Here is a 25686-nt window from a genome sequence, read left to right as displayed (position 1 = left end):
TTGTTGTACCCCTCTCGCATCATAAGTATTGTACAGGTATGTTTATAATACCTATTGTTATTCTACTCGCTTTCTATAGTAAATAGCAATTAATAGCACTAGTAAGATTTACGAGCCCATCGCCACTTTTTACTAAAGCCCCTTCTTACCAATGATTGGAAAAAATTTCGAAGTTTTTTTGGCATATTTCTTAAAATCTTCTCGGTCTTGATATTTTTTCTCAAGCAAAGGAACTCCGGAAACAAATAATAGCAATAAGGTAATCAGCGCTGGGCTAATAAGTAACCAACTATCTGTTATTTCTGTGAGAGCGACTAAAAACACACCCCACCAACTGAGTGCTTCTCCAAAGTAATTCGGATGCCTTGTTAGTGACCAAAATCCAGTTGTTAATAATTTCCCTTTATTTGCTGAATTCTTTTTAAAGTTTTCTAATTGAAGATCTCCTCCTACTTCGAATATAAAACCAATCAGCCATAAAATGATTCCGACCATTTGCCACCACTGAAAAGTTATTGTTTCGTTTGCAAAGGTATGTGTAATCGGTAAAGCAATAATAAAGAGTAATACTCCTTGTAAAACAAAAACATTTAAAAAGGCTTTTACATTAACCCAACTAGTTCCCCAGCGTTTTCGCATATTTACATACCGATAGTCCTCAGGTTTATTCCAATTTCGACGAGCTAAGTGCCAAAATAAGCGTACTCCCCATATAGTGACTAATATAAGCATCGTGATGTTTTGAGTAGTCATACTAAAAGTTGCCAAAAAGCCTGTCCAAGCTACGACAACAAAACCACCACCCCAAGCAATATCCACTAATGAATATTTTTGCTTTATTTTTGAAATAATAAACCAGATAACAAAATAAACTAGTAATGTTCCAGCTACAAGCCAATATATCATAGTGCCCCCTCCTTTTTAATACCAGCAACTGCTACGCTTCCAATTCCCGCGCTAATCGCTATTGCTGCTGAACTATCTACTACATAACTCATTTGTCCTATTTTCTTCTTTAGCTGCGTGCTCCAATCGTGAGCAATTTCAGCAGAACAAACATGCGTAACTGCCAAATCTAATAATGGATTTTCCCGATGTATTTTACTGACTTTTTTAATGATTTTTTTCATACTTTGCTTTTGGCTAAACGTTACACCAATTAATTTTCCAGAACCAACCTCATCAAGGCTAACAATTGGATATAACGACATTTTTTTCGCCAGTTCCCCTAAAAAGCGAGGAATTCTCCCGGATTTTACCATTGGTGATAAATCTGCAACTGCCACATAGATAAAACTACGGCTAGCTACTCGTTCCATTTGCCTCGTAACTGTTGCAAATGAACTTCCTGCTTCGATGAGTTCCACTGCTTGCTTCACTAAAAGTCCCTCGGCAACCGAGTTTAATCGAGAATCAATTACTTGTATCCAATCGGATGATAGCTTCTTGGCTTTTATCCGCTGCTTGATTAATTGATAAGTTCCACTTAATTGCGCGGATACCGTGATGACTAGTACATGTTCATACTTACTTTCTAAAAAGGACAGTAAAGCATCTACTGAATGGATGGTTGGTTGCGCTGTACTCATTTTAGTTTTTTGTGCCAGCTTTTCTTTTATCAATTCTGGCCCAACTGTCAATTTATCCAAAAAATTTTCGTCTTCCGTTAAAATATTCATTGGTAGTACATGTATTTGGTGCTTTAGTAAAAATTCTTCGGGTAAATCAGAAATAGAATCGGTCACAATAGCTATTTTTGCTCGAGGTTTTTTAGTTACATGATATTGAAGATTCATATCATCTACTTTTTGGTAGGTCATTGTGCCAAACTTTGCTAGTATAGTTAATACTTCTCTAGGTTCATTGGTATGGATGTGGAGTTTTATTTGCGCTTCATTACAAGCGATGACTAAAGAATCTCCTTTAGCGGCTAGATTAGTTTGAATGGTTTGTTTTGTAACCGTGGGATCTTTGATAATAAATTCTGAACAGTATCTGTATCGCGGTTCGGTAGTTTCCACATGTTCGATTATTGTTTGATTGCTTCCTACAGCTTCGGCCATTACTGCTACTTTTTCACAGTAAGCATTCGTTAGCCCAACAATAAAATAGTAAAAACCTTTTGCTCCCGAATCTACTAATCGATTTTTCTTTAAAATAGGCATTTGAAACTGCGTGTGAGCCAAAGCTTTTTCTGCGACCACTTGTGCGTTTAACAGGGAACGATCGAGAGACCGCTCTTTTGAGTAATTTTCCGCAAGTGCTTCTGACCAAGCGCTCATCACTGACAAAATTGTTCCTTCTTTTGGATCGAGCAATGCTTCATACGCCTTGTTTACAGCCTTTTGAAAAGCTTGCACTAATTCTTCCACAGTTGATTCTAGGTGATGATAACTTTCGGCAACGGCATTTAAATATTGTGCAAATATCATTCCTGAATTTCCTCGAGCTCCAATTAGTGCCGCCGAAGCAACTTCATCTAGTAGCTCTTTCGTGGAATATTCTTTGTGAGCCACATTGTCAATAATCGCTTGCATTAATGAAGCTAAATTACTGCCAGTGTCACCATCTGCTACAGGAAAAACATTAATCCGATTTAGTTCATCTTTTTTGCTTATTACCTCTCTGGCACCATTTAACATGCCTTGTAATAAGCGATTATTTCCTACTTCAGTCATTGTTGCGAACCTCCTACAAAGAAATTCATATTAATAAAGTAAACAATCATAGAAGTAACCGTCGTCACTGCAGTTCCCCAAATAAGATCAATTATAGTCATCGCAACTGGCCAATCTTTTAATGTTGCTAAGTTCGTCAAATCGTATGTCGCGTAACAAATTAAACCAAATAATGCAGCTGCTAAGGTGACATAACCAATACTTTCTTTTTCGGTTCCTGGAATTAAAACGAAAAAGGTAACACCAATCACATAAAGTAGATAGAAAATAACAGCTGGCCATATTCGGACATCTCCCATTAACTCCCCGATAAAATGCTGATACATTTTTTTAGAAACAACAAGTACCCAAAAAAGATCAAATATCAAAAAAATAATGGCGTTCGTTATGAACAGCTTCAAAAATTGTGTCATTTCAATCCCCCTTATCACCTGATAAGTGAATTTTAACATACCTAAGTCGTTCTCCCTAAAAGGTTGCTCATATTCCCTCATGTGAATTTTGGCGCAAAAGAATCAACCGTTTGTTCTTTTGCTGTCATTTTTTCGGGTTGGCGAGTGAATTTGTCTGGTAAATCTGCTAACTCTTGTACATACTTGCGAATAAAGTTTCCCGATGAATCAAATTTACCTAGTGCTTTTCAAGGACAACCTTTCATAGAAACTGCACTATTACTAGTTTAAGGTTATAAAGCATAAAATTGCGATAATTTAGTAAACTTTATTGCTTTATACATTCAAAACCATTATTTTTTGTGCATTATCTGTAGTGAAAAATACACAAAAAAGCCTACTAAGAAGAAATATTTTTTCCGCTAGTAGGCGCTTATAAATTACTCTTTTGATTCTTCCGGCGTTGTTACAAATTCGCTTTCTGGTTGTTCACCATATAAACCTGATACGCGTTTGAACCAAATGAATACGTGTGTCACGATTACTTTAAGAACTGCATAACCCGGCACAGCAAAGATTACTCCTAGTACGCCGAACAAGTTTCCGGCAATTAAGATAACAAAAAGAATAGTAATTGGGTGTACTTTTAGTGTTTTACCCATTACTTGTGGAGAAATAAATTTACCTTCAAGTAATTGGACAACACACCAGACAATGATTAATTTAACTAGTAACCAAGGAGATGTGACAATCGCTATAATGATAGCTGGTGTAATTGCAATTGCTGGCCCTAAATACGGAACAATACTAGTACATGCTGCAATGATCGCTAACGTCAATGCATAAGGTAAACCAATAATTAGATAACCGATAAACAAAAGAATACCAATACATAAACTAACGATGATTTGTCCACGAATATAAGAACTGATTTGATGGTTTGCTTCACCAAGAACTTGACGAGTATGTGCACGACCATTGACTGGCAACATTTTCAGTAGAAAGTCTGGCAGCTTTTTGCCATCTTTAAGTAAGTAAAAGAGGACAAGAGGAGTAGTCACAATTGCTAGTACTACTTCTGTAACTGTTCCAACAATACTTCCGATACTTGAAATCGCTCCATTTAATACAGAGGTCCCTTTCTCAGAAATAGTTTTCATAATTTCACTCATATTGGTACTTAGTCTATCTTTTAATTGGTCGAACAAACTTGATTGACTGAATTCATTAAATTTCTGTGTGATTTGATCCCAGTATCCAGGGAAAGTTTTAAATAGGCTAACAATTTGATCCTTGACTGCTGGAATAACAAAACTAAATAGTAGAATAATCAAACCAATAATAACTAGGTATAATAAAGCTATGGCCCAACCGCGCTTCCATTTATTTTTCTCCAACCAATCAATTACTGGATTAAATAAGTAATAGGAAATTCCTGCTAATATAATTGGTGCAGCGACCGTTTTGAGAATGACCATCAATGGATCAAAAATAAAGGCTATTTTAGTTAAAACGTAAATATCAAGTGCTACTAAAAGAAAGATTAATAACCCTAATACAAACTTGTTATCAATAAAAAACTGTTTAAATTTTGTTAATGACCCCTTCACTTTTCCACCCTCTTTTGTGTATATTTATTTTCATTTGTTATTATTATATAGAATATTACCCTCGTTCTCACTTAATTACCCATTTATTTAGGAAAAATCAGCCCCAAGTTGTAGCATTAACCTTGAACTAGCCCTTCTGGATCTAATTCAAGCAATGCATGAGCAAAGTAAAAATGATAATCTGCTTGGAATTTCTCAAATAACTGAGCGCCTTCTTTTTGATACATAACAAGTGGATCTTGTTGTCCATATGCCCGTAAATGAATCCCTTCACGAAGTTGCACCATTGCATCTAAATGCATTACCCACATTTGGTCCATTAAGTTTAAATAAACTTCTTTTTCAATAGCATTAATGGTTTCTAACGGAAATTTGTCTCGCTCTTTTTTATGCCAAGTGACAATTTTTTCCACCACTTCACTTGCTTCCATTAACGATACTTCATCAAAAGAAATCGGGAATTTTGTTCCACCGAGAAATTCTTTTTGTCGAGCGTAATATTTGTCCATTTTCTCTGGATCTATTTCAGAATGAATAAAAGCATATTCGGCTACTTCACGAAGAATTTTTTCAGAAGATACACCTAGTTTATTCCTTTCAAGCAATTGATCTCGCTCTTTGTATACCATTTTCCGTTGTAAATCGATTACTTCATCATAGGAAAGTAAATCTTTACGAATATCATAATTAGCGCCTTCAAGTCGTTTTTGCGCATTAACTACAACTGAGTGAATTTTATTGGAGTTTACTGGTTTACCATCACGTGGCGCTTTTCGTTTAAGTTTAATAGATAATTTTTCCCAGTTTTTACTTTCAAATTGTTCTAGTAAATCGTCTTCTAATGAAATCATAAACTTACTAAATCCAGGATCTCCTCGTCGACCAGAACGTCCCATTAACTGCAAATCAATACGGCGACTTTCATGACGTTCTGTTCCAATCACGGCTAATCCGCCTAGTTTATGAACATCCGGGTCGAGTTTAATATCGGTTCCACGTCCAGCCATATTCGTCGCCAAGGTTACCATGCCACGTTTTCCTGCCTTGGCAATAATTTCCGCTTCTTGCGCATGGTTTTTGGCATTTAAAACTTGATGAGGAATTCCTGCTGCATCTAGCAATCCGCTAATCCACTCATTACTTTTTATGGAAGAAGTACCAATTAATGTTGGCTGTCCTTTTTCATAACGCCATGAAACTTCATATACAATCGCGCGTCCTTTTTCTTTTTTTGTGTAGAAAATATCATCTGGAACATCTTCACGGTTAATTCGTAAATTAGTTGGGATTACAACAACATCCATATTATAGATTTGTCTAAATTCTTCTTCTTCGGTTTTAGCCGTACCTGTCATTCCAGAAATTTTCTTATACATCCGAAAATAATTTTGAATAGTAATTGTCGCCAGTGTTCGTGACTCTTCTTTCACTTCGACATCTTCTTTTGCTTCAATTGCTTGGTGTAGTCCATCATTAAAACGGCGTCCTGGAAGCGCACGTCCTGTATGTGGGTCAATAATAAGTACTTCCCCATCAAGCACAACATAATCTTTATCTTTATGCATTAAAAAATGAGCTCGCATTAGTAGCATCGTAATACGTAGTTCTGATTGTGCTTCAGCTGAGTAAAGTGATTCTACTCCCCAAAATTTTTGTGCTTTTTCAATTCCAGCATCATTTAACCAAACAAAACGTTTATGTTCTTCTATTTCATAATCATCTTTCATCATTGTTTTCACAAGTTTATTAGCTGTTTGATAAAGTGTAAGATCTTCTTCTTTTCGATCTGAAATAAGCAACGGTGTACGAGCTTCATCAATAAGAATAGAATCTGCTTCATCGATTAATACAAAGTCAAGACCGCTTTGTACTTTATCTTCCATTTGGCGAACCATATTATCACGTAAATAGTCAAAGCCAAATTCAGAAGCTGTTCCATAAATGACATCTGCCGTATAAATTGCTCTCTTCTGTGCTTTATCCAACCCAGATTCGTTTAATGCAACTGAAACACCTAAATATTCTAGTACTTGGCCAATTTCTTCTCGGTCACGTCTAGCCAAGTATTCATTAGCTGTCACAAGATGCACACGATTACCACGCATTACTTCAATAAACATCACAAATAAAGACATCAATGTTTTACCTTCACCGGTTTTCATCTCGGCTACTTTGCCATCTCCAATAACAAGTGCACCAATTAGTTGCACGACTACTGCGTCAAGGCCAATAATACGGCTAGCTGCTTCTCTTGCAAGTGCAAAAATATTAATTTTATCTCGATCTGTCATCGGTTTTGTTTTGAACTTTTCACGCCAATAATTGGTTTGTTCGCAAAGTTCATTTTGATCCATATTTTTATATAAGCCTTCTTTTTTCACAATTTGGCGAGCTATTTCACGATACTGTTTTACAATTTTTCGATCATCAAAATTCTGTTTCATTGAATAACATCCTCCATACCTTCTATTATAGAATACCATAAAGTCATCTGGCAATTCATTTCCAGTCTTTCTCCATCAAAAAGAGCTCTGATTTCATATTACAAATATATTAAATTTTTCTATTTACGAAAAGTAATAGGTTTCCCATAGCGAAAGTTGTTGATTGTTATCCAATCCATTCCTTTATCTCAAAGGACTCCCCAGCAGTACATCCCAAGTCTTAGGAATACACGTTCGTTTTTATTATTATTACAAGTTTATTACAATCATCTGGTATAGTCCGTTCTCTATATTCGACCTATTATCTCATTGTTTGTTTTTTAAGTTAAAACTGGGTAAACTTAGTATTAATCACTATAAAATTAATTCTCAATTACTTATTTATGTATGGGATTTTCTGAAAAAAAGAGAGGAGTTTTATGAATATGAAAAAAGCAACTATCGCGGCTACAGCTGGGATTGCGGTTACAGCATTTGCTGCACCAACTATCGCATCCGCAAGCACTGTAGTAGTTGAAGCTGGAGATACTCTTTGGGGTATTGCTCAAGATAAGGGGACAACTGTTGATGCACTAAAAAAAGCGAACAATTTAACATCTGATAAAATCGTACCTGGTCAAAAATTACAAGTAACTGAGGTAAAAAGCGAGAAAGCAGAGAAATCTGTTAGCGCAACTTGGTTAAATGTACGTTCTGGCGCTGGCGTGGATAACAGCATTGTCACTTCTTTAAAAGGTGGCACTAAAGTAACTGTTGAATCTAACGAAGCAAATGGCTGGAACAAAATTTCTTATGGTGAAGGAAAAACTGGTTACGTAAATGGTAAATACTTAGGTACTGCTGTAACAAGTGCTCCTGCTGCTACAGAAGAAGTGAAGCAAGCAACAACACAAGCTGCTGCGGAAGCTAAAACAGAAGCTAAACAAACTACTCAAGCAACTGTTGCACCAAAAGCGGCAGAAACTAAAACAGCAACACCAGCTCCTGCTGTAAATACAAATGCTTCAACACACACTGTTAAAAGTGGCGATACAATTTGGGCATTATCCGTTAAATACGGCGCTTCTGTTCAAGAACTAATGTCATGGAATAATTTATCTTCTTCTTCTATTTACGTTGGTCAAAATATCGCAGTAAAACAAAGTGCAGCTAAAGCGTCTGCTCCAAAAGTAGAAACTAAATCATCTACTCCTGTAGCCGAAAAACAAACAACAACTCCTGTAGCGAAAGAAAATACAACTACAGTGAAAAAAGAAACAACGCAAACAACAACTAAAGCACCGGTACAAGCTGCAAAACCAGCTCCGGCACCGGCACCTACAGTTAATACAAACGCTTCTTCTTACACAGTAAAAAGCGGTGATACGTTAAGCAAAATTGCTACTACATTTGGAACAACTGTTTCTAAAATTAAAGCACTTAATGGCTTAACTAATGATAATTTACAAGTTGGCGATGTTTTAAAAGTTAAAGGTACTGTACCAGCTACTACTACCAATAATGTAACTACTCCAACAACTAATACAAATACAAGTACTAATACAAGTACATCTAACACAAGCACTCCTTCAAAAAATACAAGCTCTAATCAAAGTACAAGCAACAGTGCTAGTGCTAGTTCACTAATTGCTGAAGCTCAAAAACACCTTGGTAAAGCTTATTCATGGGGTGGTAATGGTCCAACTACATTTGACTGCTCTGGCTTTACTTCTTATGTGTTTGCTAAATCTGGTATCACACTACCAAGAACTTCCGGCGCTCAATATGCTAGCACAACAAAAATTTCTGAATCTCAAGCAAAACCTGGTGATTTAGTATTCTTTGATTATGGTAGCGGAATTGCTCACGTTGGTATTTATGTTGGTAATGGTCAAATGATTAATGCACAAGACAATGGCGTTAAATACGATAATATTCACGGCTCTGGATGGGGTCAATATTTAGTTGGCTTCGGTCGTGTATAATTAATAAATAATTGAATGAAACCTGTGGAGCAGGAATTTCGCTCCACAGGTTTTTTGTTGGCATTTTATCCTGATGAAAGACGGTGCTCTATGAAAAACTCCATTAAAGTAAAAATATTTCCCAAATTCACCAAAGGCTATAAAGAAGGCTACCCTTTAATTCTTAAAGAACGTATGGAAAAATGGCCTAAAGAAATAGAAGAAGGCGATGAATTAGAATTAATAGATACATCTGGTAAATTTGTAGCACGAGGTTATCATGGTAAACAAAACAAAGGTGACGGCTGGCTTTTTACTTGGGACAAAAAAGAACAGCTTGATAAAACTTTTTTAACTAATTTAATTACAACCGCAAGAGACAAAAGACAGTTCTTATTCGCTGATGATTCTACAACCGCATTTCGGATTTTTAACGGAGAAGGTGATGGTTTTGGTGGTTTTACAGCAGATTATTATGATGGCTTTCTTGTAATCCAGTGGTATAGTCTTGGTGTTTATTCTTTTCAAAAAATGATTTTAGACATCTTTATGTCCCTACCAGAAATTAAAGGGATATATGAGAAAAGACGGTTTCAAGAAGATACTAAAGATGATTTTGTTGCCGGTCAAAAAGCTAATTTCCCTCTAATTATTAAAGAAAACGGAATTAATTATGTCACTTATTTGGATGATGGGTGGATGACTGGTATTTTTCTTGATCAGCGTGATGTAAGAAGACGTATTAGTGAAGATTACGCTATCTCTAAAAATGTTTTAAATACATTTTCTTATACTGGCGCGTTTTCTGTTGCAGCTTTATTTGGTGGCGCTAGTAAAACTACTAGTGTAGACGTGGCCGGACGTTCTCTTAGCAAAACAAAAGAACAACTTGAAGTAAACGGACTGGATCCAGCAACTCAGAATATTATTGTGGAAGATGTATTTCATTATTTTAAATATGCCTTACGTAAACAACTTACTTTTGATTTAGTTATTGTTGATCCGCCTAGTTTTGCTCGAACAAAAAAAGTCACATTCCGAGCTGCCAAAGATTATCCTAATTTACTTCGGGAAATTATAGATATAACCGCTACTGGTGGAACAATAATTGCTTCTACAAACTATGCTGGCTTTGGAATGAAAGCTTTTAAGAAAATGATTGCGACAGCTTTTGAATCAACGGAGCGAACTTATAAAATTACAGAAAGCCACTCCCTCCCTGCTGATTTTACGATAGATAAAAACTTTCCTGAAGGGAACTATTTAAAAGTGCTATTTTTAACTTTAGACATATGATTAGCCTGACCGAAAATCCCCTTGTTAACTTCATTATTAACAGTTATTTGATGGGATAGTTAACTATAGATGTTAATGGCTGTATAATACAGTTTCTTAAGGTTAGATGGTTATTTACTAAATGTTTATATCGTTTAATGAATGTTACCCTCCTGCCCATGGAAAAAAGCTCACTAAAAGGATATGTTAGAGAATAAGTACGACACCAAGCTATAATAATAGACAACCCGCTATTTGGCAGGTTGTCTATTATTTATCGAATCCTTTAGAAGAGCAACTTGAATTTAAATCATTTATTCTTCTAAATATAGGTCCCCTTCTCATGACCAAAATTTTTATAGTTTATTATTTTGTTGATGCAATATTGTATTCTAAACCTAAATTATCAAATGAAATTTCAAGGGACCTGCAACACTTTAGTTAACAGCTAGTTAGATTACTTATTTTTTTTGTTTCAAATTGTCGAGGAGTCATCATGAATTTTGTGTGGATTCTTTTGTTTGGATAGTAGTCTTCTAAATAGTCTTGGATCAACACCTTCATTTCTATTTTACTTTTGTGCTTGTTGGGTTCGATTAATTCTCGTTTGATCGAACGATGAAACGATTCGATTACTGCGTTGTCAACAGGAGTTCCAGGTTGGCTCATTGAATGTGTGATATGGTAGTCGGTCAACAGTTCTTGATAGGTAAGAGAACGATATTGGCTACCTCTATCGGAGTGAATTACCGTAGGCAATTCACCTTTGTAAACTTCTAATGGCTGGATGACAATTTCTTTTTTCATACGTGAATCTACCATATTGCAACGTGGAATACGGGTTGCTAAGTCAATATAGGTGGACAAATAGAGGCGACCATCACTACAAGGAATGTAAGTAATGTCTGCCACCCAAACAGCATCGATTTGATTCTGTTCAAATTGTCGATTCAACAAGTTTTCTTTTACAATTTCTTCAATTGCTTTTCCTCTACCATAAGAAGATTTTCGTCGATGAAATCCTTTTGCACATAAATTCATTCCACGCATTAGGATAGCCACAACACGTTTATTAGTTTCGATTCCTTCATCATAAAGCTGTTGAGCAATTCTTGGAAATCCATATCGACCTTTGTGCTCGTAGAAGACTCGCTTGATATTCTCTTTTAAAAAATTATGGCGGAGTTGGGTCCTGCTTGGACGACGATTCCGCCATAAATAATATCCTTGCCTACTTACATTTAAAATCCTGCACAATGCTTGAATTGCATATTGTTGATGATGTTTGTGAACAAACTCAAAACGAACTATTTTTTTTGCTTCACAAACGGGTCGAACTTTTTTAGAATTTCATTTTCCTGATCGAGAATGTAGAAATCTGCTTTATCGGGTAATCTTTTTCCATGTCCGGCAAAAGCTTTATTTCCGTATCGACGGTATTCTGAGACCCATCGAGAGATTGTTGGACGAGAGATATTGTATTCTTCAGAGATGCTCTTAATAGTTACTTTCTTCTCAAGGATATCCCAAGAAACCTTAAGTTTAAAATCACGGTCATATGTTTTTCTCAATAGCGTTCATTCCTTTCGGTAATGTACCTGATAGTCAAGAAAAGTGTACCATAACCCGTTTTCTTTATTGTATTAAAATTACTAAACTAAAATTTTATTAACAACTCTATATTTATTTTTTGATTTTTCGTCCAATTCTTTTTGAATCTCTGTAAATTCATGAAGGAACTTCTCTTTCTCTTTCTCATCATTAAAACCATTATAGCGAAATTCAATTTCAGTATCTGTAAACAAATTATCATATTTATCTTGTAGATGTGTTAGCTTTTCATCTAAATCTTTATCTTTTTTTAATTCATCAGGTAAATCATTTTCCTCTAGAAATCCAGCCTCGTCGTATACCCAAATAGGATAACATTTATAATCCAAAAATAATCTTACTTCACTCATTATTTTACACTCCCTTATTTAATTGAAACAGTATTGGCACCAACAATGAAACCATTCTTACCGACCGTAATTGCGACCCTACGTTTTTTCCCATTATAAATAACTTCATAAATAGGTCTTCCTTTACCTTTTCCTTGGTAGCCAACAATTTTTCCTTTTTCTAATGCAGTCATCAAAAAATCAGGTAACTCAGATTTTGAAATACCCTGTTTAGCAAATTGTTCCCCATGTTCAATAAGAATATGCTCAAATCCAGCGGATGGATTTCCTTTTTCCAGCCAAACGATTTTTTTATCATCTGGTAATTCTTTTATTCTTATAACATCTTCTTTTGATATTTTTACACCATCTTTTTCAAGTTTTGCTATTAATTTTTTATCTAGTTCACTTAAAACAACCCCACTGGCTTTCTTCGTACTTTTTTCAACATCCTTCACTTTGTCTGCTTTTTTATTAATCTTATTTATGTCTTCTACGCCTTCAGCAATAAATTGGAAGCCTTTGGCCCCATATTTGCCTACTTTCGCAAGTGGAATGATAAATAACAAGGAAAGTCCTCGTTCGCCCCATGATAGCTTGTCTCCGGTTATCAGGTCTTCTCCTGTCACCACTCTAGCACCGTCTCCTATCGGTGTAAAGAGGTCGGCTATTTCTTTCATTGCTTTCACTGGGTCAAAGTCTTTTGCTTCTGCTTTCATTGCTTCTGCTTGGGCTAGCATTTTTCCTAAGCCACCATCTTTTCCTGCCCATTTATCATGTTTTACGGTGAATTGAATATCGTCTTGGGTCAGTGTACGGCCATCTTTGGACCATGCCCATATGTATGTCCCGTTTCCTAAGTCTATTCGTGTATAAGTTCGGCCCGTTGTATCTGGTTCTTCTTGCGCCTCTTTTTTCTGTTGAAAAGCTCGAATGGTATTTGCCCACCCTAGTTTTTCCTGACTTGGAATCATAAAGGTACCCGTTGTCGGATTCCACGCGGTCTTTGTTTGGGCTAGCCCTTGATCAATCGCCTGTTTCAAATGCGCGATTTCGGAAAAAATGCTGGGCGAACTTGCGTGAAAGGCGATTAATTTTTGAAGTTTTTCTTCTAGTTCTTGTTTACTTGTTTGATACGCTTCCAGTAAGGCATGATTAAATTGCAGCTGGATTTGCTGATCTGTTTCGGATAATGGGGATTGCCTCACTTGATTCTCTAGATCATTCGCTTGGTGGATGAGTTCATTGACTCGTCGTATTTGTTCTTCTAGTTCGGACTGTTTGAGATCCCCGCTGTCTACTTCACTTTGGTACCGTTCTGGGAATTTTTTGACGGCTGCTTCGGTCGCTTCTGATAATAAAATCCCTCCCTGTACAAGGGGATAGAGCACGGTGCTATAATAAGCTTTGGCCGAGTCGTATGCTTTTCCTTTTAAGAAAGGCTCGAGGGTGAACTGACTAATCGCTTGTTGGAGTGCTTCATAGCCTTCTAAATGTTGCTGGCAAACTTGGCTGGTACTCGTCGCTTGGGCTTTGGATTTTGATACGTACATATCGATACTCATGATTTCGCCTCCTGTTCTTCTAAGCTTGCTTTTCTTTTTCCGTAGGCGACTTCATTGAGTTCATCTTCTAGATTTCTTTTTTCTTGTCGTAAGGTTGCTTCCATGGTTTCAAAATGTGCTTGTGTCGATTGTGAAAGAGAGAAAACCCGTTCTTGCGTTTGTTCCCGTAAAAAGGCTCGATCATTTTTCCGAAACTGCCAGCTAACTTCTTCCACAAATCGGAGTCCTTGTCGCAAATGGATGTCATAGGCCTCTTGAAGTTGCTGAACAGCTCGCCTTTTTTGTTGATTTTCGTCTTCTTTTCCCATTAATCGCCGTTCCTCTTGTTGCCACTCGGTCCACGTCTTCATGGTGTTGAACCTCCAATGGTTGAAAGGTTGGCCCCCAGTTCCGCATCTTTCGCAGCAAAGGCCTCTGCGACACTATGTAAATTCGTACTTGCCATCGTTAACGCACTCGCAATCTGAGTGGCTGCTTTGCCTTCTGCTTGGATTGCCGTGTGTGCCTGTGTATTCCTCCCAACCGTTGTTTCTTCATCTTTCATAGTGGTTGTTCCTTGTTTCTGAAGGATCGAAACAGCTTGTTGAAGCGCAGTGGCTTTTTCTGTGGCTTGCCCTAAATCACTTGCTACTGTGCTCATTTTTCTTCATCCCTTCCTGTTCATTTTTTCACATTAATTCTAAGTTGTTTTTCTATATATACTACGATATATCGTAGTACCTCTATACTAATATAAATCCTCCGAATCCGATTGTAAACACAAATTTTAATATATGTTCAACCGTCAAAATATGTCCAACAGCACAATATTCTTGTATCTCTTATTTGGGAGGTTTTTCAAATGTTACATGATGTAAACTCAAAATAAATATAAAAAACCGAATTCTGTGCCCCACAGAACCTTATCCCCCCATTTAAAACTAGGAGTTTCAAAAAAACAGAAAAAATGTTTTTTGATATTTTTTTGGTAATAGTTTTGGCTATAAACACCGTTATCTACATAGTAATGTATTTAGTGATTTTCAAAGTATCACAAAAGCATCCTACTTTACAAAACAAAAACCCCCACAAAAGTGAGGGCTGAAATCTATAAGTTAATTTTTGATGATTTTTCACTTATAAAACCAAACTATTACTTCTTGCTCTGCTTGGTTTTGTTGAACTATTCGCATTAGCCTTCCTACCAAATGTATCCGTTCCATACCCTTTATAATTAAACTGGAGGTGCAGATTCTCGATCAATTTCCACCCAGGTGGTTTTCTATGGATAAAGAAGTAAGACATCTGATAAAACCAGCAACTAATACTGTTTTTATTTGGGAGGAAATTTCCATTCCATCATCTCATTGACTCCACATATAATTGGTAATTTTTATTTCCTCCCGATAAATTATAAACTTCACTAAAACCATTATTCCGAAGTATATTTTGGGCTGCATTCCCAGTTACTCCTTTATTACAATATGTTATGGTTGGCAAATTTGCATCAAGAGAGGTAATCTTTTCACGTAATTCAGCTAATGGAATATGAATAGCACCTTTAACTGCGGATTTTTCGAATTGTTTTTTAGATCTTGTATCAATAATTTGCATTTTTTCGCCATTGTTTTGTTTTTGAATGAGCGCTTCTGGAGTTATAAGCGGATTATCATTTAGTGCGTTATTCAAAGCCATACCAGTATATAAAATGGGATCTTTCGTTGTTGCAAATGGTGGCGCATAGGCTAAATCTAAGTGAAATAAATCTGCTGCTGTTGCTTTAAAAGTAATCGCTGTGGCAAGCACGTCGATTCTTTTATCCACCCCACTTGTCCCAATTATTTGAGCACCTAAAATACGCCCTGATTCTTTAGCAGCAATTGCTTTAATTGTTAATTCTTTCCCACCTAGATAGTCTGCCTTATCTGGTTTTATATTGTACAATACTTCTATATCAATGCCTTCTTCATGTGCTTCCTGTTCTGTTAAACCTGTGTATGCAACTGCTGTATCAAAAACACGAATAATTCCTGTTCCAAGAATGCCTTGATGTTTTAGTGAGCCGCCCGTTAAACTATCCCCAGCAATACGTCCCATCTTATTGGCTGTTGAACCTAATGGACGATACAATGGTTTTCCCGTGATCAATGAATAGCTTTCTGCCACATCTCCAACAGCGGAAATATGAGGAATATTCGTTTGCATCTGTTCATCCACGGAAATTGCCTTAGAAATACCAAGTTCAATACCCGTTTCCGCTATTAAATCTGTATTAGGCATAACTCCAGCCGCTAAAATTATCATATCTGTTTGGTACTCTTTTTGTTGATTATCCCATACAGCAGAAATTTGTTTTCCATATGGTGTTAAACTTACTTTTTCCACAGTAGTATTTAAAATAACCTCCACACCTGCTTGCGTTAATACTTTTTGCACGCGAAAAGCCATATCTTTATCTAGATGTTTCAAAATTTGGTTGCCTCGTTGCAAGATTGTCACTTCGATATTTTGCAAACTCAATTGTTCTGCCATCTCTAGTCCAATAAATCCTGCCCCCATAATTAGGGCTTTTTTGGGTCGTTTTTCTTTCATAAATTGATCTATTTTAGCAGTATCTTGAATATTTCTAACTTGAAAAAGATTCGTCGTTTCAGAATATTTTTTAAAGACTTCTGGTATAACAGGCTTTGCTCCGGTTGCAAGCACTAACTCGTCATATGAATCATGCAAAATCTCTCCTGTTTTTACATTTAATATCGCTAATTTCTTTTGTTGAGGATAAATTTTCTGTACCTGATGTTCGGTAAAAATAGCCACATTATATCGTTTTTGAAACCATGCGGCATCTCTTGGTGTCAACGTATCCATCGACTCAACTTCTCCGCCTATATAATAAGGAATTCCACAGACTGAATAAGAAATATCTTTATCTTGTTCGTATACAACAATTTCTGCTTCTTCTGTATTTCTTCTTGCTTTTGCAGCAACACTTGTCCCAGCAGCTACTGATCCTATAATGACTATTTTCATATATTTATCTCCATTCATTCCAAATAATTAACGCAAAATATAAACCTGTCTATGTAACAAATAGGACAGATGACCCTACTGATTTTCAAATAGTTTGCTCACTTTATTTTTGATAAAACATTGCGGTTAAATTCCCGATTTGGTATTATTCTAGCTTTTTTGGTTATGTCAGTTAAAATCTATTCATTTCTAAGAACCAAAAATATTACCAAATAAATGGAAATAATTGTTTCGTTGTTTTCTCATAAATTTCAAATTGTTTTCCGTATTTTTGACGTAAATAGTTGTTAGCATTGGGTATATAAGAAAATATAAATAGACAGGTTAAACCTATTGGTATCAACAATGCCCACCAATTAAAGGTAAGTAATGCAAAACCAGCCACCCAAAGAATATCGCCTAAATAGTTGATATGAATTGCATATCGAAATAAACCTTTTGTGTATAGTTTTCCTTTATTAGCTGGATCATCTTTAAATGGTTTTCTTAATAGTTCAGACACAGTATTAAGTAGGCTACCAACAATAAATAGCACTATCCCTAATATATATACAATTGGCTGAATATTTTGAGGTCCGAAAATAGCAAATAATGGAAAACCTAAGTAATACAAACCAAAAGCAATACTATTCCCAGTGGCTTCTTTCCAGCTTATCCCTCGTGGAAGCCATAAAAACATCATTCCATTTAGACGTATAAAGACAATTATTAAGCAAAAGTAAATACTATTACGAATGATAGTATCTGTTTGCCAATGATTAAATAAGAAAACAGCTATGCCTAAATAGCACAATTGCGCAATTAAAATAAATATTTTAGCAGATAGTGTGTGTTTTTTTATACCATACATTTTCCACTTCCCCCTTTTTAAAGAGTACTAATAATATCAATTTTATGTTTAGACTTTTTGTAAGGTAATTTAAAATTTTTATTATTAATTTATTCCACTCTCTGGGGCAATTAAACTTGTTAATTCGGCTATATCTTTGTCATATTGGTCCGTTATTAAAGTGACTTCATTTAGCTCAAATGCTTTTACGGCAGATGATTTATGTATTTTTGAGCTGTCGCAAAGTAAAAATGCTTTTTTTGCGGCTTTTAAAATTTCTTTTTTCTTGTTGGCTTCTGTTAAAGTTGGTGTACTTACACCGCGAACGATATCAACCCCATTTGCTCCTAAAAAAGCTTTATCAAAATTAAAAAGTTGGATATTACTATCTGTTAATGGACCGTTAATAGAAGAGATAAATGGGCTATATCTTCCGCCTAAAATAGTGATTTCCGCACGTATTTCTGTGGATATATTAAAAATGCTGGTATTGGTAGTAAAAATGCTTATTTTTTTATCCAAAATTTTGTTTAGTAATGCCGTACAAGTTGAACCTGAATCCAAATAAATAACATCACCATCATTAATTTCTCTTGCAGCTAAACTGGCGATGATTTCTTTTTGTTCTGTTTGAATTATACTTTTAGCAGAAATTGGTAATTCGCTCGTACTTGAGGATAGTTTGACAGCACCACCAATAAGCATATTTACTTTTCCTAACTTTTCCAGTTCTTTTAAATCTCTTCTTAAAGTGGATATAGAAATATTAGGAATAACTTTTTGCAATTCATCAATCTTTATAATTTCTTTTGTTTCTAAAAATGCGATAATTCTTTCTTGCCTTTCATAGGGAATCATATATACCTCCAAAAATAGCCATCTCTTTATAATGTCATTAAATTTTATATTTAATTATATTTTATCACTATTTTTCAATTTTATCCAAATACAAAAAAGCTACGAAAAACCTTTGAACGTTTTTCGTAGCTTTGATAGATTTTATTTAACCATTCCTATTTCCTGTTTTAAAAATGAATCTCCTTCTGTGACGCTAAGTGAACTATCTTTTAAATTTGTGAAAATAATTAGTACATCTGTATCTTTTCCTTTTGATTCCAAATATGGGAAATCTACTGCAACTAATTCTGTATCTTTACTAACTTTGTCTCCTTCTGCCACTTTCATTGTAAAGCCCTCGCCATTTAGTTCTACTGTATCAATTCCAATATGGATTAATATCTCTAAACCAGCTGCTGTTTTAATAGAGATAGCATGTTTAGTTGGGAAGATAGAAGTAATTTCTCCTTCAACTGGGGAATAGATACTTTTTTCGGTTGTTTCCAGGGCAAAACCGTCTCCCAAAGCTTTAGAAGAAAAAATTTCATCTTCTACTTGATCAATTGTTTTAATGACTCCATTTGCTGGAGAATAGATAATTGTTTTTTTCTTAAAAAATTTCAAACTGCTCCTACTCCTTTAAATATCGATATATTCTAAGCAAGTTTTTCTTCTCTATTTGTAAATATATAGGCTAGTATCATCGAAACCATCATTGCTATCAGTAGACCAATAATTGCTTGGATGAAATTAGTTGAGTTATCACCGAAAAATGCTGGTAAAGTGATAACACTACCGAATACAAAAGAATTTGCCACAACTTGCATCAGCCCTAAATAGGCTCCACCGGCTGCCCCACCAATAATTTGAGCTAAAAATAACTTTTTATTTTTTACTAAAAGCCCGAATAATGTGGCTTCAATAATAGCAGATAGTGCGATTGTAATAAAACCAGTCATTGCAAAACTACGTAATTGGGAATTTTTAGCTTTTAAATAAACGCCGATTGTTGTTCCCATTACAGCAAAGTTACATGCAAATGTGAAAGGTACGATATAATCAAATCCGTACGTAGAAATATTATTAATCATAATTGGATTAACTGCCCAGTGAATACCTAAACTTACTAGAACACTCCAACCTCCACCAACAAGGATCCCAGTTAAAATACTACTTCTTTCTATTAACCAGTTAACGCCATTTGCCACTAGTTCTCCACTATAAACACCAATTGGTCCAATAATAATGACAGTTAAAGGAACCATAATAGCTAATGATATGAGAGGAATAACTACTAGCTTAAGGTTTTCTGGAACTTTTTTATCAAGAAATTTATATAGATAGGAAAATGCCCAGATAGATAAAATAATGGGAACTACTGTCGAATTATAATTCATTAAAACTACTGGTATACCAAAGAATTCTGTTGTTGCTCCATTCCCTGCATTACCTAATAATCCAATAAAATCTGGATGGATTAAAGCTGCTCCAATTAACGCAGAAAGATACGGACTTGCTCCAAAACGTCTTGCAGAAGTAAATGCAAGTAACACAGGTAAGAAATAAAATACGCTCATACTTGTTGCATATATAATCGTATATGTTCCACTGTCTTCACTAATCCATCCCAATTGTACACATAAAATTAATAAACCACGTAAAATTCCCGAACCTGCAAGTGCTGGTAATAATGGGGCAAAAATTGCTGAAACAGAAGAGAAAATCTTACTTATCACACTTTCAGAAGAATCATTATTATCATTTGGTTCTAAATTTCCAGTTCCTTTAACCAAACTTTCAAATTCATCATATAGCTTAGGTACTTCTGTTCCAATAAGTAGTTGATATTGACCAGCTTTATTTACGACATTAATAACGCCATCAATATTTTTCACTTTTTCATCATTTGCCTTGGAAGAATCTTTCAATGTTAACCTTAGCCTAGTAGCACAATGCGTCATATTAGCAATATTTTCTGCTCCACCAATATGTTCGAGAATTTCTTTTGCCATTAATTTATAATCCATTCTGTCCACATCCTTTTTAGTAGTATTTATTAATTAGAGCTAGTTAAAAATTCAAGCATTAGTTGATTAGCTTCAATTGCATCATTTTTATCAATTATCGTTTGAATATGGTTTAATCCCACCTGATCAATCATCTTATTAAGTTGTGTGATCATTCGAATATTTTGTTCACATTCCTTAGTAGCATTTTCGATTACTGGGAAGGTATCAAAATAAATAACGCCATCATATTGATGTTTTCTAATATAATACAAGAATTCTAGTGTTTTAAAAGGAGTTGCAGAACCAATCATTAAGCCATCATCATTTAAGCCGTATCCATCATTTAGGTGAATACCAAATAATTTATCTCGACTCCCAAAAATTTCAGCAGCAAAAGCAGGATTCTCATGTTTCATTAACATATGACAATAATCTAGTGTAACACCCACATTATCTCGGTTAATTTCATTTAACATCATTCCAGCTAGCCCCATACTGTCAATAAAAGCATATGCTCTCGGTTGAAATGGTTTATATTCAATGCTAATTTTCAAATCTGGCGCATAGTCTGCAATTTCAATGAAAGCATCTCTAATTTGGTTCCAAACTTTTTGGTAATTAATTTGAAAGCTATAATCGAAGCCATCAAACCCTAACCAAATAGTCACCACTTTTCCTCCTGCATTACGGCAATAATCAGCGGCATTTTTACAAAGTTCTAATGCATGTGCTGAAATTTTTGCATCAGCATTTCCCAGTTCTCCATTTATAAATTCTCCACGAAAGCGTAATGCTACACCGTTTAACTTTAAATCATGCGCTTCCATCATTGTTTTAATTTCAGAAGCTTCAAATTTTTCAATATGCTCTGGGTAGTTCAAATCTACATATCCTAAACCTAATTGTTTAAACTGTTCTAGTACTTTTTTTAAATCATTTTCATATACTGGTAAAAATGAATTAATTCTTGTCGCTAATTTCATTTATTTCCCTCCATATTTTTAAGATGAGATAAGCATATCATATAAATGAATCGCTTACAATCATATTTTTTCATTTTATTCCAATTGATTTCATTATTTTCCATATTTATCCAACAGAATATTCCTTTAGATGGCGTTTTTAACCACTTTTGAATTATTTTGATTTATCCATCGCAGTAATAGTTTTTCATAATTTTTCAAATAAAAAACAAGCCTTTTGTATCAAGAGACTTGTTTTTTATTTGAATAGTATTGTCGTTATATCAGTTTTAACTAGCTAACACCACTTTTTTATTATGGATGTTGTTTTTCTGTTTTATTTTTAACGGATTGATTTGGAAGAAAACTTTCAAACCAATCATATAAATCATCTTCCTCCGCTTCATTGATATTATGACCAATAAAGTAGCGATGTTTTTCCACATCACAACCTATATTACTAAAAAATGTAGCAAGTTTATCCGCTTCATTCACTTGAATAACTGCATCTTCTAAACCATGACCTATAAAAATACGTTTATTTTTCAGCAATAAATTGGCAGGTCTATCTTCCAAAATTGGAAGCAAGCGACCGCTCAAAATGGCTGCAGCTTTGTATTGCCCACCATAACTATGCAAAATCGATGTCGTTAAAATGGCTCCTTGATCAAAGCCGGCAAGGAAAATTTGATCTTTATCAATGGATTTATATTGTTCACAAATATTATCAATGAATTGTGCCACCCGAATACTTGTATCATCAATTTCATGTGTATTTGGGTCTCCTTCTGTAACCATATGATAAAACCCGAAGCTAGGTCCATATTCTATATCTCCGCGTAAAGAAACAACGACAAAACGATCCATTAATAACTCTAATCTTCCGGCCATATCTAGCTCATCTCCACCAAAACCATGAATTCCAAATATTACCGGAAATGTTTCTCCTTCTTTTCTACCAATTGGTTCATAAATATCATAAGCGTACATTCTCATTTTACACCAGCCTCGTCTTTATAACAGTTTTTTTAATACTTCTGCTTCTTCATCAGTTAGTGTAATCCCTTTTCCCATTTTTTCATGGTCTTCTGCCCAGTCGCGAATATCATATTTAACTGGACGACCATTCCAACTAATTCGATTTAATTCTTTTCGCCAACCACGTGCATTTTCGGATAGTACACCGATTTCTTCGATAATTTCATATTCAATATTAGCCAAATTATCTCCTACCTTTTCTACTTGTTTATCTAACATACTATCAAATATTTACCCCAAATAACATCTAAACAATCGTTAATTCCATAAAAACATCCTTCTTACTAGAATTTTTGATTTGATTGGGTTACGATTAGGAGGTAATACATGGTTTGGAGGTGCCTCAGAATTGAATAATGAAACAACTGATTATTTGCTTGAAACATGTTTAATGGCAGGTAGAATCATGATGGAAAGCGGCGCAGAAATGTACCGTGTGGAAGATACGATGAACCGGATTGCAAATATTGCTAGTAGCAAAAAAGGGATTAGCTTTGTGACACCAACAGGGATTTTTATGTCGCTTGAAGGAGAACGAAATGTGCAGTTACAGCAAATCCCAACTAGAACAATTAATTTAGAAAAAGTGTCGTTAGTCAATGAATTATCTAGGGATTTTGCCGAAAAAAGAATTACCTTAAAAGAATTACATACCCAACTCACTAATTTAGATGCAGATGTTCGTCATTTCCCGCTATGGTTGCAAATTCTTGCTGCATCACTTGTTAGTGGTTCATTAATGATTATTTTCGGCGGTAGCTGGGTTGATTTTATCCCCACTTGCTTGATTGGTGCTATTGGATTTATTATTTTTCACTATACACAAATTTTTATGAAGGTAAAATTTCTAGCTGAATTTTTAGCTTCATTGACAGTAGGCTTATTGGCTGTGTTCACGATTTCGATTGGACTAGGAATTAATTTGGATAAGATGATTATCGGTGGTGTGATGCCACTTGTTCCTGGGGTTCCCATTACTAATGCCGTACGAGATTTAATTGCTGGTCACCTACTAAGTGGAATGGCACGTGGTACAGAAGCGCTTCTTACTTCTTGCGCAATTGGAATTGGAATAGCGGTTGTTTTCCGCTTTTTCATGTAAAGGAGGCTCCAAAATGGATTTAGTTTGGACAATTATCACTCAATTAATACTTAGTTATATAGCCACAGTAACCTTTGCGATTATTACAAATGTACCAAAAAGAGCGCTAAATGCTTGTGGTATTACTGGAACATTTGGTTGGATGGCTTATTGGACTTTACTTCAAACGGATTCTGGAATTGGTGCATCTACTCTAGCAGGCGCATTTGTAGTTGCTGTACTTAGTCACATTTTTGCTAAATACAAAAAAATGCCCATCACCATTTTTAATGTTCCTGGTATTGTACCACTTGTTCCTGGAGGACTTGCTTATCAAGCTGTACGCAATTTTGTGCTCGGTAATTATACGGAAGCAATTGGTATTTCTGTGCAAGTCACCATCGTCGCTGGAGCTATCGCAGCTGGTTTAATGCTATCCGAAGTTTTCAATCATAGTATACGTACCTTTCGCGAACGAAAAGAGCATATATAATTAGTACAAAAAAACTGCTAATAACAACCGTTTCATGATTGTTATTAGCAGTTTTTTTTATGTTAATTTTCATTTAGATTAGTTAATTTTGCACAAATATCTTTCGTTGCTGGATATACTTCTTTATATAGTTCATACAATTTTTCATAGCTGGCTGTATTTTCTTTATTTGGTAGAAAAGTATCTTTTTTATATTGAACAAACATATCACGACAGCTTTCGAAATCTTTAAACCAGTTATTCCCAACAGCTGCAATCATGCATGCTCCTACTCCAGGTCCTTGTTCCACTTCTAAACAAATTATCTCTGCATTAAAAATATCTGCTTGCATTTGTAGCCAATCGCGATTTTTTGCACCGCCTCCAACACTAATAATTTGTTTAAAGTGTTTATTTTTAGCAGATTCCATTAGTACTTGAGCATCTTTCAAGCTAAAAGTAATCCCTTCAAGCACAGCGCGAGCAAAATGTTTTAATTCATGACGGGTATCCATTCCGATAAAACTGCCGCGAATTTTTGAATCAATATGTGGTGTTCGTTCCCCTACAATGTATGGTGTGAAAAGCAAACCTTCACTGCCAGGAGAAACTGACTGAACATCCGCAAGTAATTCAGCAAAACTCAAGCCTTTACCAAATGTATTTTTAAACCAGTTTAAAGAATTTCCGGCTGCAAGCGTTACTCCCATCGAATAAAATACATCCGGAATAACATGGTTAAAAAAATGTAATTTCCCTTGATAAGCAGAAATTGCTGTTTCAAAAGAGCTAAACACGCCACTCGTTCCAATTGAAACAAGCGCATAATCCTCGTTAACTATTCCTGCACCTAGCGCGGCGCAAGCATTATCAGCTCCACCAGCAAATACTTTTACTTCTTTTTTTAAGCCAAAACGATTCGCATAGTAATCATTTACGACACCAATTTGAGCTAAAGATGGAACCACATCGGGTAAAATGTCTTTATTAATATGGAACTTTTCGCAGATTTCAGTCGACCACGCTTGTTTTTCAATATCAAATAAGGAAGTTCCGGCCGCATCAGAGTATTCAGAATGGATATTTCCTGTCAAAATAAAACCTAGATAATCTTTTGGTAGCATAATCTTGCTAACTTTAGCCCATACTTCTGGTTTATTTTGTTGTAGCCATAAGATTTTTGGCAACGTAAAGCCTTCCAGAACAATATTTTTAGTAATCTCTAATATCTGGCTTCCAAATTGTTCCATGATTTCTGTACATTGTTCTGTAGTCCGTACATCATTCCATAAAATCGCCGGGTAGACTACTTCATCGTTTTTCCCAAGTGTTACTAGTGAATGCATTTGTCCAGAAAAACTAATTGCCTCAAGTTCTGCACTAAAATCAACCACTTCTAAAGTTAATGCCGTCAACACTTCTTCCAAAGCGATAACCCAATATTCTGGGTGTTGTTCCGAAAAACCGGGAGCCGGCGAGTCGATATGATACTCTGCTGTGGACTCTGTAATCAATTGCCCCGCCTTATTCATAACGATACCTTTTAGTGAACTTGTTCCAAGATCAATTCCTAGTACATAACCCATTTGCTAAAACTCCTTT

The 25686-nt window shown here is 35.3% G+C and carries 24 protein-coding genes and 2 pseudogenes; 4 read left to right on the top strand and 22 right to left on the bottom strand.

Annotation, left to right across the window (positions count from 1 at the left end; genetic code table 11):
• Positions 1 to 132: 132 nt before the first annotated feature.
• The 6 genes and pseudogenes from HCJ50_RS06725 to secA2 form a co-directional block, all read right to left on the bottom strand.
• Positions 133 to 903, bottom strand: coding sequence for a DUF1295 domain-containing protein (locus tag HCJ50_RS06725; RefSeq protein ID WP_185345012.1), 771 nt, complete (start codon positions 901 to 903; stop codon positions 133 to 135).
• The gene (locus tag HCJ50_RS06720) at positions 903 to 2678 is read right to left on the bottom strand and encodes a DAK2 domain-containing protein (RefSeq protein ID WP_185344674.1); all 1776 of its coding nucleotides are present in this window, start codon (positions 2676 to 2678) and stop codon (positions 903 to 905) included. The genes HCJ50_RS06725 and HCJ50_RS06720 overlap by 1 nt, the downstream gene beginning before the upstream one ends.
• Positions 2675 to 3091 carry a DUF2177 family protein gene (locus tag HCJ50_RS06715; protein WP_185344672.1) on the bottom strand — a complete coding sequence of 139 codons (417 nt, stop codon included), beginning with the start codon at positions 3089 to 3091 and terminating at the stop codon, positions 2675 to 2677. The genes HCJ50_RS06720 and HCJ50_RS06715 overlap by 4 nt, the downstream gene beginning before the upstream one ends.
• Positions 3092 to 3201: 110 nt before the next feature.
• Positions 3202 to 3306 (bottom strand): annotated as a pseudogene (locus HCJ50_RS06710) (FAD-binding domain-containing protein); the annotation flags it as partial.
• Between the two features lie 204 nt (positions 3307 to 3510).
• Positions 3511 to 4680 carry an AI-2E family transporter gene (locus tag HCJ50_RS06705; protein ID WP_185344670.1) on the bottom strand — a complete coding sequence of 390 codons (1170 nt, stop codon included), beginning with the start codon at positions 4678 to 4680 and terminating at the stop codon, positions 3511 to 3513.
• A gap of 116 nt (positions 4681 to 4796) precedes the next feature.
• Positions 4797 to 7124: an accessory Sec system translocase SecA2 gene (gene secA2 / locus HCJ50_RS06700; protein ID WP_185344668.1), complete on the bottom strand. Its 2328-nt coding sequence runs from the start codon at positions 7122 to 7124 to the stop codon at positions 4797 to 4799.
• 425 nt (positions 7125 to 7549) lie between these two features.
• On the opposite strand from secA2, the gene HCJ50_RS06695 reads away from it, so the two are divergent.
• Both HCJ50_RS06695 and HCJ50_RS06690 read left to right on the top strand, forming a co-directional pair.
• Entirely contained in the window at positions 7550 to 9088 is a 1539-nt protein-coding gene (locus HCJ50_RS06695) for an invasion associated endopeptidase (protein ID WP_376698125.1), read from the top strand.
• 90 nt (positions 9089 to 9178) lie between these two features.
• Complete coding sequence (locus tag HCJ50_RS06690; RefSeq protein WP_185344664.1) at positions 9179 to 10363, top strand: class I SAM-dependent rRNA methyltransferase; 1185 nt, start codon at positions 9179 to 9181, stop codon at positions 10361 to 10363.
• Positions 10364 to 10783: 420 nt separating this feature from the next.
• Here the strand turns inward: HCJ50_RS06690 and HCJ50_RS06685 are convergent, their stop codons facing one another.
• The 15 genes and pseudogenes from HCJ50_RS06685 to HCJ50_RS06620 all read right to left on the bottom strand — a co-directional run bounded on the left by HCJ50_RS06685 (position 10784) and on the right by HCJ50_RS06620 (position 22714).
• Positions 10784 to 11608: an IS3 family transposase gene (locus HCJ50_RS06685; RefSeq protein ID WP_311769584.1), complete on the bottom strand. Its 825-nt coding sequence runs from the start codon at positions 11606 to 11608 to the stop codon at positions 10784 to 10786.
• 41 nt (positions 11609 to 11649) lie between these two features.
• Positions 11650 to 11913, bottom strand: coding sequence for a helix-turn-helix domain-containing protein (locus HCJ50_RS06680; protein WP_221636542.1), 264 nt, complete (start codon positions 11911 to 11913; stop codon positions 11650 to 11652).
• A gap of 81 nt (positions 11914 to 11994) precedes the next feature.
• Positions 11995 to 12303: a hypothetical protein gene (locus HCJ50_RS06675; RefSeq protein WP_185344662.1), complete on the bottom strand. Its 309-nt coding sequence runs from the start codon at positions 12301 to 12303 to the stop codon at positions 11995 to 11997.
• A 14-nt stretch (positions 12304 to 12317) separates the two neighbouring features.
• Entirely contained in the window at positions 12318 to 13847 is a 1530-nt protein-coding gene (locus HCJ50_RS06670; protein ID WP_185344660.1) for a T7SS effector LXG polymorphic toxin, read from the bottom strand.
• Entirely contained in the window at positions 13844 to 14197 is a 354-nt protein-coding gene (locus HCJ50_RS06665) for a DUF3958 family protein (RefSeq protein WP_185344658.1), read from the bottom strand. The genes HCJ50_RS06670 and HCJ50_RS06665 overlap by 4 nt, the downstream gene beginning before the upstream one ends.
• Complete coding sequence (locus HCJ50_RS06660; protein ID WP_185344656.1) at positions 14194 to 14487, bottom strand: TIGR04197 family type VII secretion effector; 294 nt, start codon at positions 14485 to 14487, stop codon at positions 14194 to 14196. Before HCJ50_RS06660 ends, HCJ50_RS06665 begins: the two co-directional genes overlap by 4 nt.
• A gap of 479 nt (positions 14488 to 14966) precedes the next feature.
• Positions 14967 to 15086, bottom strand: a pseudogene (locus HCJ50_RS15995) (M15 family peptidase); the annotation flags it as partial.
• A 99-nt stretch (positions 15087 to 15185) separates the two neighbouring features.
• Complete coding sequence (locus tag HCJ50_RS06655) at positions 15186 to 16856, bottom strand: FAD-dependent oxidoreductase (RefSeq protein ID WP_185344654.1); 1671 nt, start codon at positions 16854 to 16856, stop codon at positions 15186 to 15188.
• A gap of 205 nt (positions 16857 to 17061) precedes the next feature.
• Entirely contained in the window at positions 17062 to 17706 is a 645-nt protein-coding gene (locus HCJ50_RS06650) for a DUF1295 domain-containing protein (protein ID WP_185344652.1), read from the bottom strand.
• An 84-nt stretch (positions 17707 to 17790) separates the two neighbouring features.
• Entirely contained in the window at positions 17791 to 18543 is a 753-nt protein-coding gene (locus HCJ50_RS06645; RefSeq protein ID WP_185344650.1) for a DeoR/GlpR family DNA-binding transcription regulator, read from the bottom strand.
• Positions 18544 to 18684: 141 nt separating this feature from the next.
• Positions 18685 to 19146: a PTS sugar transporter subunit IIA gene (locus HCJ50_RS06640; RefSeq protein WP_185344648.1), complete on the bottom strand. Its 462-nt coding sequence runs from the start codon at positions 19144 to 19146 to the stop codon at positions 18685 to 18687.
• Between the two features lie 32 nt (positions 19147 to 19178).
• The gene (locus HCJ50_RS06635) at positions 19179 to 20549 is read right to left on the bottom strand and encodes a PTS transporter subunit EIIC (RefSeq protein WP_185344646.1); all 1371 of its coding nucleotides are present in this window, start codon (positions 20547 to 20549) and stop codon (positions 19179 to 19181) included.
• Between the two features lie 29 nt (positions 20550 to 20578).
• Positions 20579 to 21514 (bottom strand): sugar phosphate isomerase/epimerase family protein, encoded by a 936-nt coding sequence (locus tag HCJ50_RS06630; RefSeq protein WP_185344645.1) that lies wholly within the window; start codon positions 21512 to 21514, stop codon positions 20579 to 20581.
• Positions 21515 to 21808: 294 nt separating this feature from the next.
• Positions 21809 to 22483, bottom strand: coding sequence for an alpha/beta hydrolase (locus tag HCJ50_RS06625; RefSeq protein WP_185344643.1), 675 nt, complete (start codon positions 22481 to 22483; stop codon positions 21809 to 21811).
• Between the two features lie 24 nt (positions 22484 to 22507).
• On the bottom strand, positions 22508 to 22714 hold the full coding sequence (locus HCJ50_RS06620) for a YdbC family protein (protein WP_185345008.1): 207 nt from the start codon (positions 22712 to 22714) through the stop codon (positions 22508 to 22510).
• 166 nt (positions 22715 to 22880) lie between these two features.
• Here HCJ50_RS06620 and HCJ50_RS06615 point away from each other — a divergent pair, with 166 nt between their 5' ends.
• Both HCJ50_RS06615 and HCJ50_RS06610 read left to right on the top strand, forming a co-directional pair.
• Positions 22881 to 23633 (top strand): threonine/serine exporter family protein, encoded by a 753-nt coding sequence (locus tag HCJ50_RS06615; RefSeq protein ID WP_185344641.1) that lies wholly within the window; start codon positions 22881 to 22883, stop codon positions 23631 to 23633.
• Positions 23634 to 23646: 13 nt separating this feature from the next.
• Positions 23647 to 24105, top strand: coding sequence for a threonine/serine exporter family protein (locus tag HCJ50_RS06610; RefSeq protein ID WP_185344639.1), 459 nt, complete (start codon positions 23647 to 23649; stop codon positions 24103 to 24105).
• 62 nt (positions 24106 to 24167) lie between these two features.
• On the opposite strand, the gene xylB is transcribed toward HCJ50_RS06610, so the two are convergent.
• Positions 24168 to 25670, bottom strand: a complete 1503-nt coding sequence (gene xylB / locus HCJ50_RS06605) for a xylulokinase (protein ID WP_185344637.1) — start codon at positions 25668 to 25670, stop codon at positions 24168 to 24170.
• Positions 25671 to 25686 lie beyond the last annotated feature (16 nt).

The organism is Listeria immobilis, assembly GCF_014322765.1.
GTDB classification, from domain to species: domain Bacteria; phylum Bacillota; class Bacilli; order Lactobacillales; family Listeriaceae; genus Listeria; species Listeria immobilis.
The sequence above is the reverse complement of the archived record's forward strand: the minus strand, read 5'-3'. Positions and strand labels throughout refer to the sequence as shown.

What these genes read in the sequence shown, in the direction of transcription:
- HCJ50_RS06720 (WP_185344674.1), bottom strand. Translation starts at nt 2,678, where the DNA reads ATGACTGAAGTAGGAAATAATCGCTTATTACAAGGCATGTTAAATGGT.
- HCJ50_RS06715 (WP_185344672.1), bottom strand. Translation starts at nt 3,091, where the DNA reads ATGACACAATTTTTGAAGCTGTTCATAACGAACGCCATTATTTTTTTG.
- secA2 (WP_185344668.1), bottom strand. Translation starts at nt 7,124, where the DNA reads ATGAAACAGAATTTTGATGATCGAAAAATTGTAAAACAGTATCGTGAA.
- HCJ50_RS06695 (WP_376698125.1), top strand. Translation starts at nt 7,550, where the DNA reads ATGAAAAAAGCAACTATCGCGGCTACAGCTGGGATTGCGGTTACAGCA.
- HCJ50_RS06690 (WP_185344664.1), top strand. Translation starts at nt 9,179, where the DNA reads ATGAAAAACTCCATTAAAGTAAAAATATTTCCCAAATTCACCAAAGGC.
- HCJ50_RS06675 (WP_185344662.1), bottom strand. Translation starts at nt 12,303, where the DNA reads ATGAGTGAAGTAAGATTATTTTTGGATTATAAATGTTATCCTATTTGG.
- HCJ50_RS06670 (WP_185344660.1), bottom strand. Translation starts at nt 13,847, where the DNA reads ATGAGTATCGATATGTACGTATCAAAATCCAAAGCCCAAGCGACGAGT.
- HCJ50_RS06665 (WP_185344658.1), bottom strand. Translation starts at nt 14,197, where the DNA reads ATGAAGACGTGGACCGAGTGGCAACAAGAGGAACGGCGATTAATGGGA.
- HCJ50_RS06660 (WP_185344656.1), bottom strand. Translation starts at nt 14,487, where the DNA reads ATGAGCACAGTAGCAAGTGATTTAGGGCAAGCCACAGAAAAAGCCACT.
- HCJ50_RS06655 (WP_185344654.1), bottom strand. Translation starts at nt 16,856, where the DNA reads ATGAAAATAGTCATTATAGGATCAGTAGCTGCTGGGACAAGTGTTGCT.
- HCJ50_RS06650 (WP_185344652.1), bottom strand. Translation starts at nt 17,706, where the DNA reads ATGTATGGTATAAAAAAACACACACTATCTGCTAAAATATTTATTTTA.
- HCJ50_RS06645 (WP_185344650.1), bottom strand. Translation starts at nt 18,543, where the DNA reads ATGATTCCCTATGAAAGGCAAGAAAGAATTATCGCATTTTTAGAAACA.
- HCJ50_RS06635 (WP_185344646.1), bottom strand. Translation starts at nt 20,549, where the DNA reads ATGGATTATAAATTAATGGCAAAAGAAATTCTCGAACATATTGGTGGA.
- HCJ50_RS06630 (WP_185344645.1), bottom strand. Translation starts at nt 21,514, where the DNA reads ATGAAATTAGCGACAAGAATTAATTCATTTTTACCAGTATATGAAAAT.
- HCJ50_RS06625 (WP_185344643.1), bottom strand. Translation starts at nt 22,483, where the DNA reads ATGTACGCTTATGATATTTATGAACCAATTGGTAGAAAAGAAGGAGAA.
- HCJ50_RS06610 (WP_185344639.1), top strand. Translation starts at nt 23,647, where the DNA reads ATGGATTTAGTTTGGACAATTATCACTCAATTAATACTTAGTTATATA.
- xylB (WP_185344637.1), bottom strand. Translation starts at nt 25,670, where the DNA reads ATGGGTTATGTACTAGGAATTGATCTTGGAACAAGTTCACTAAAAGGT.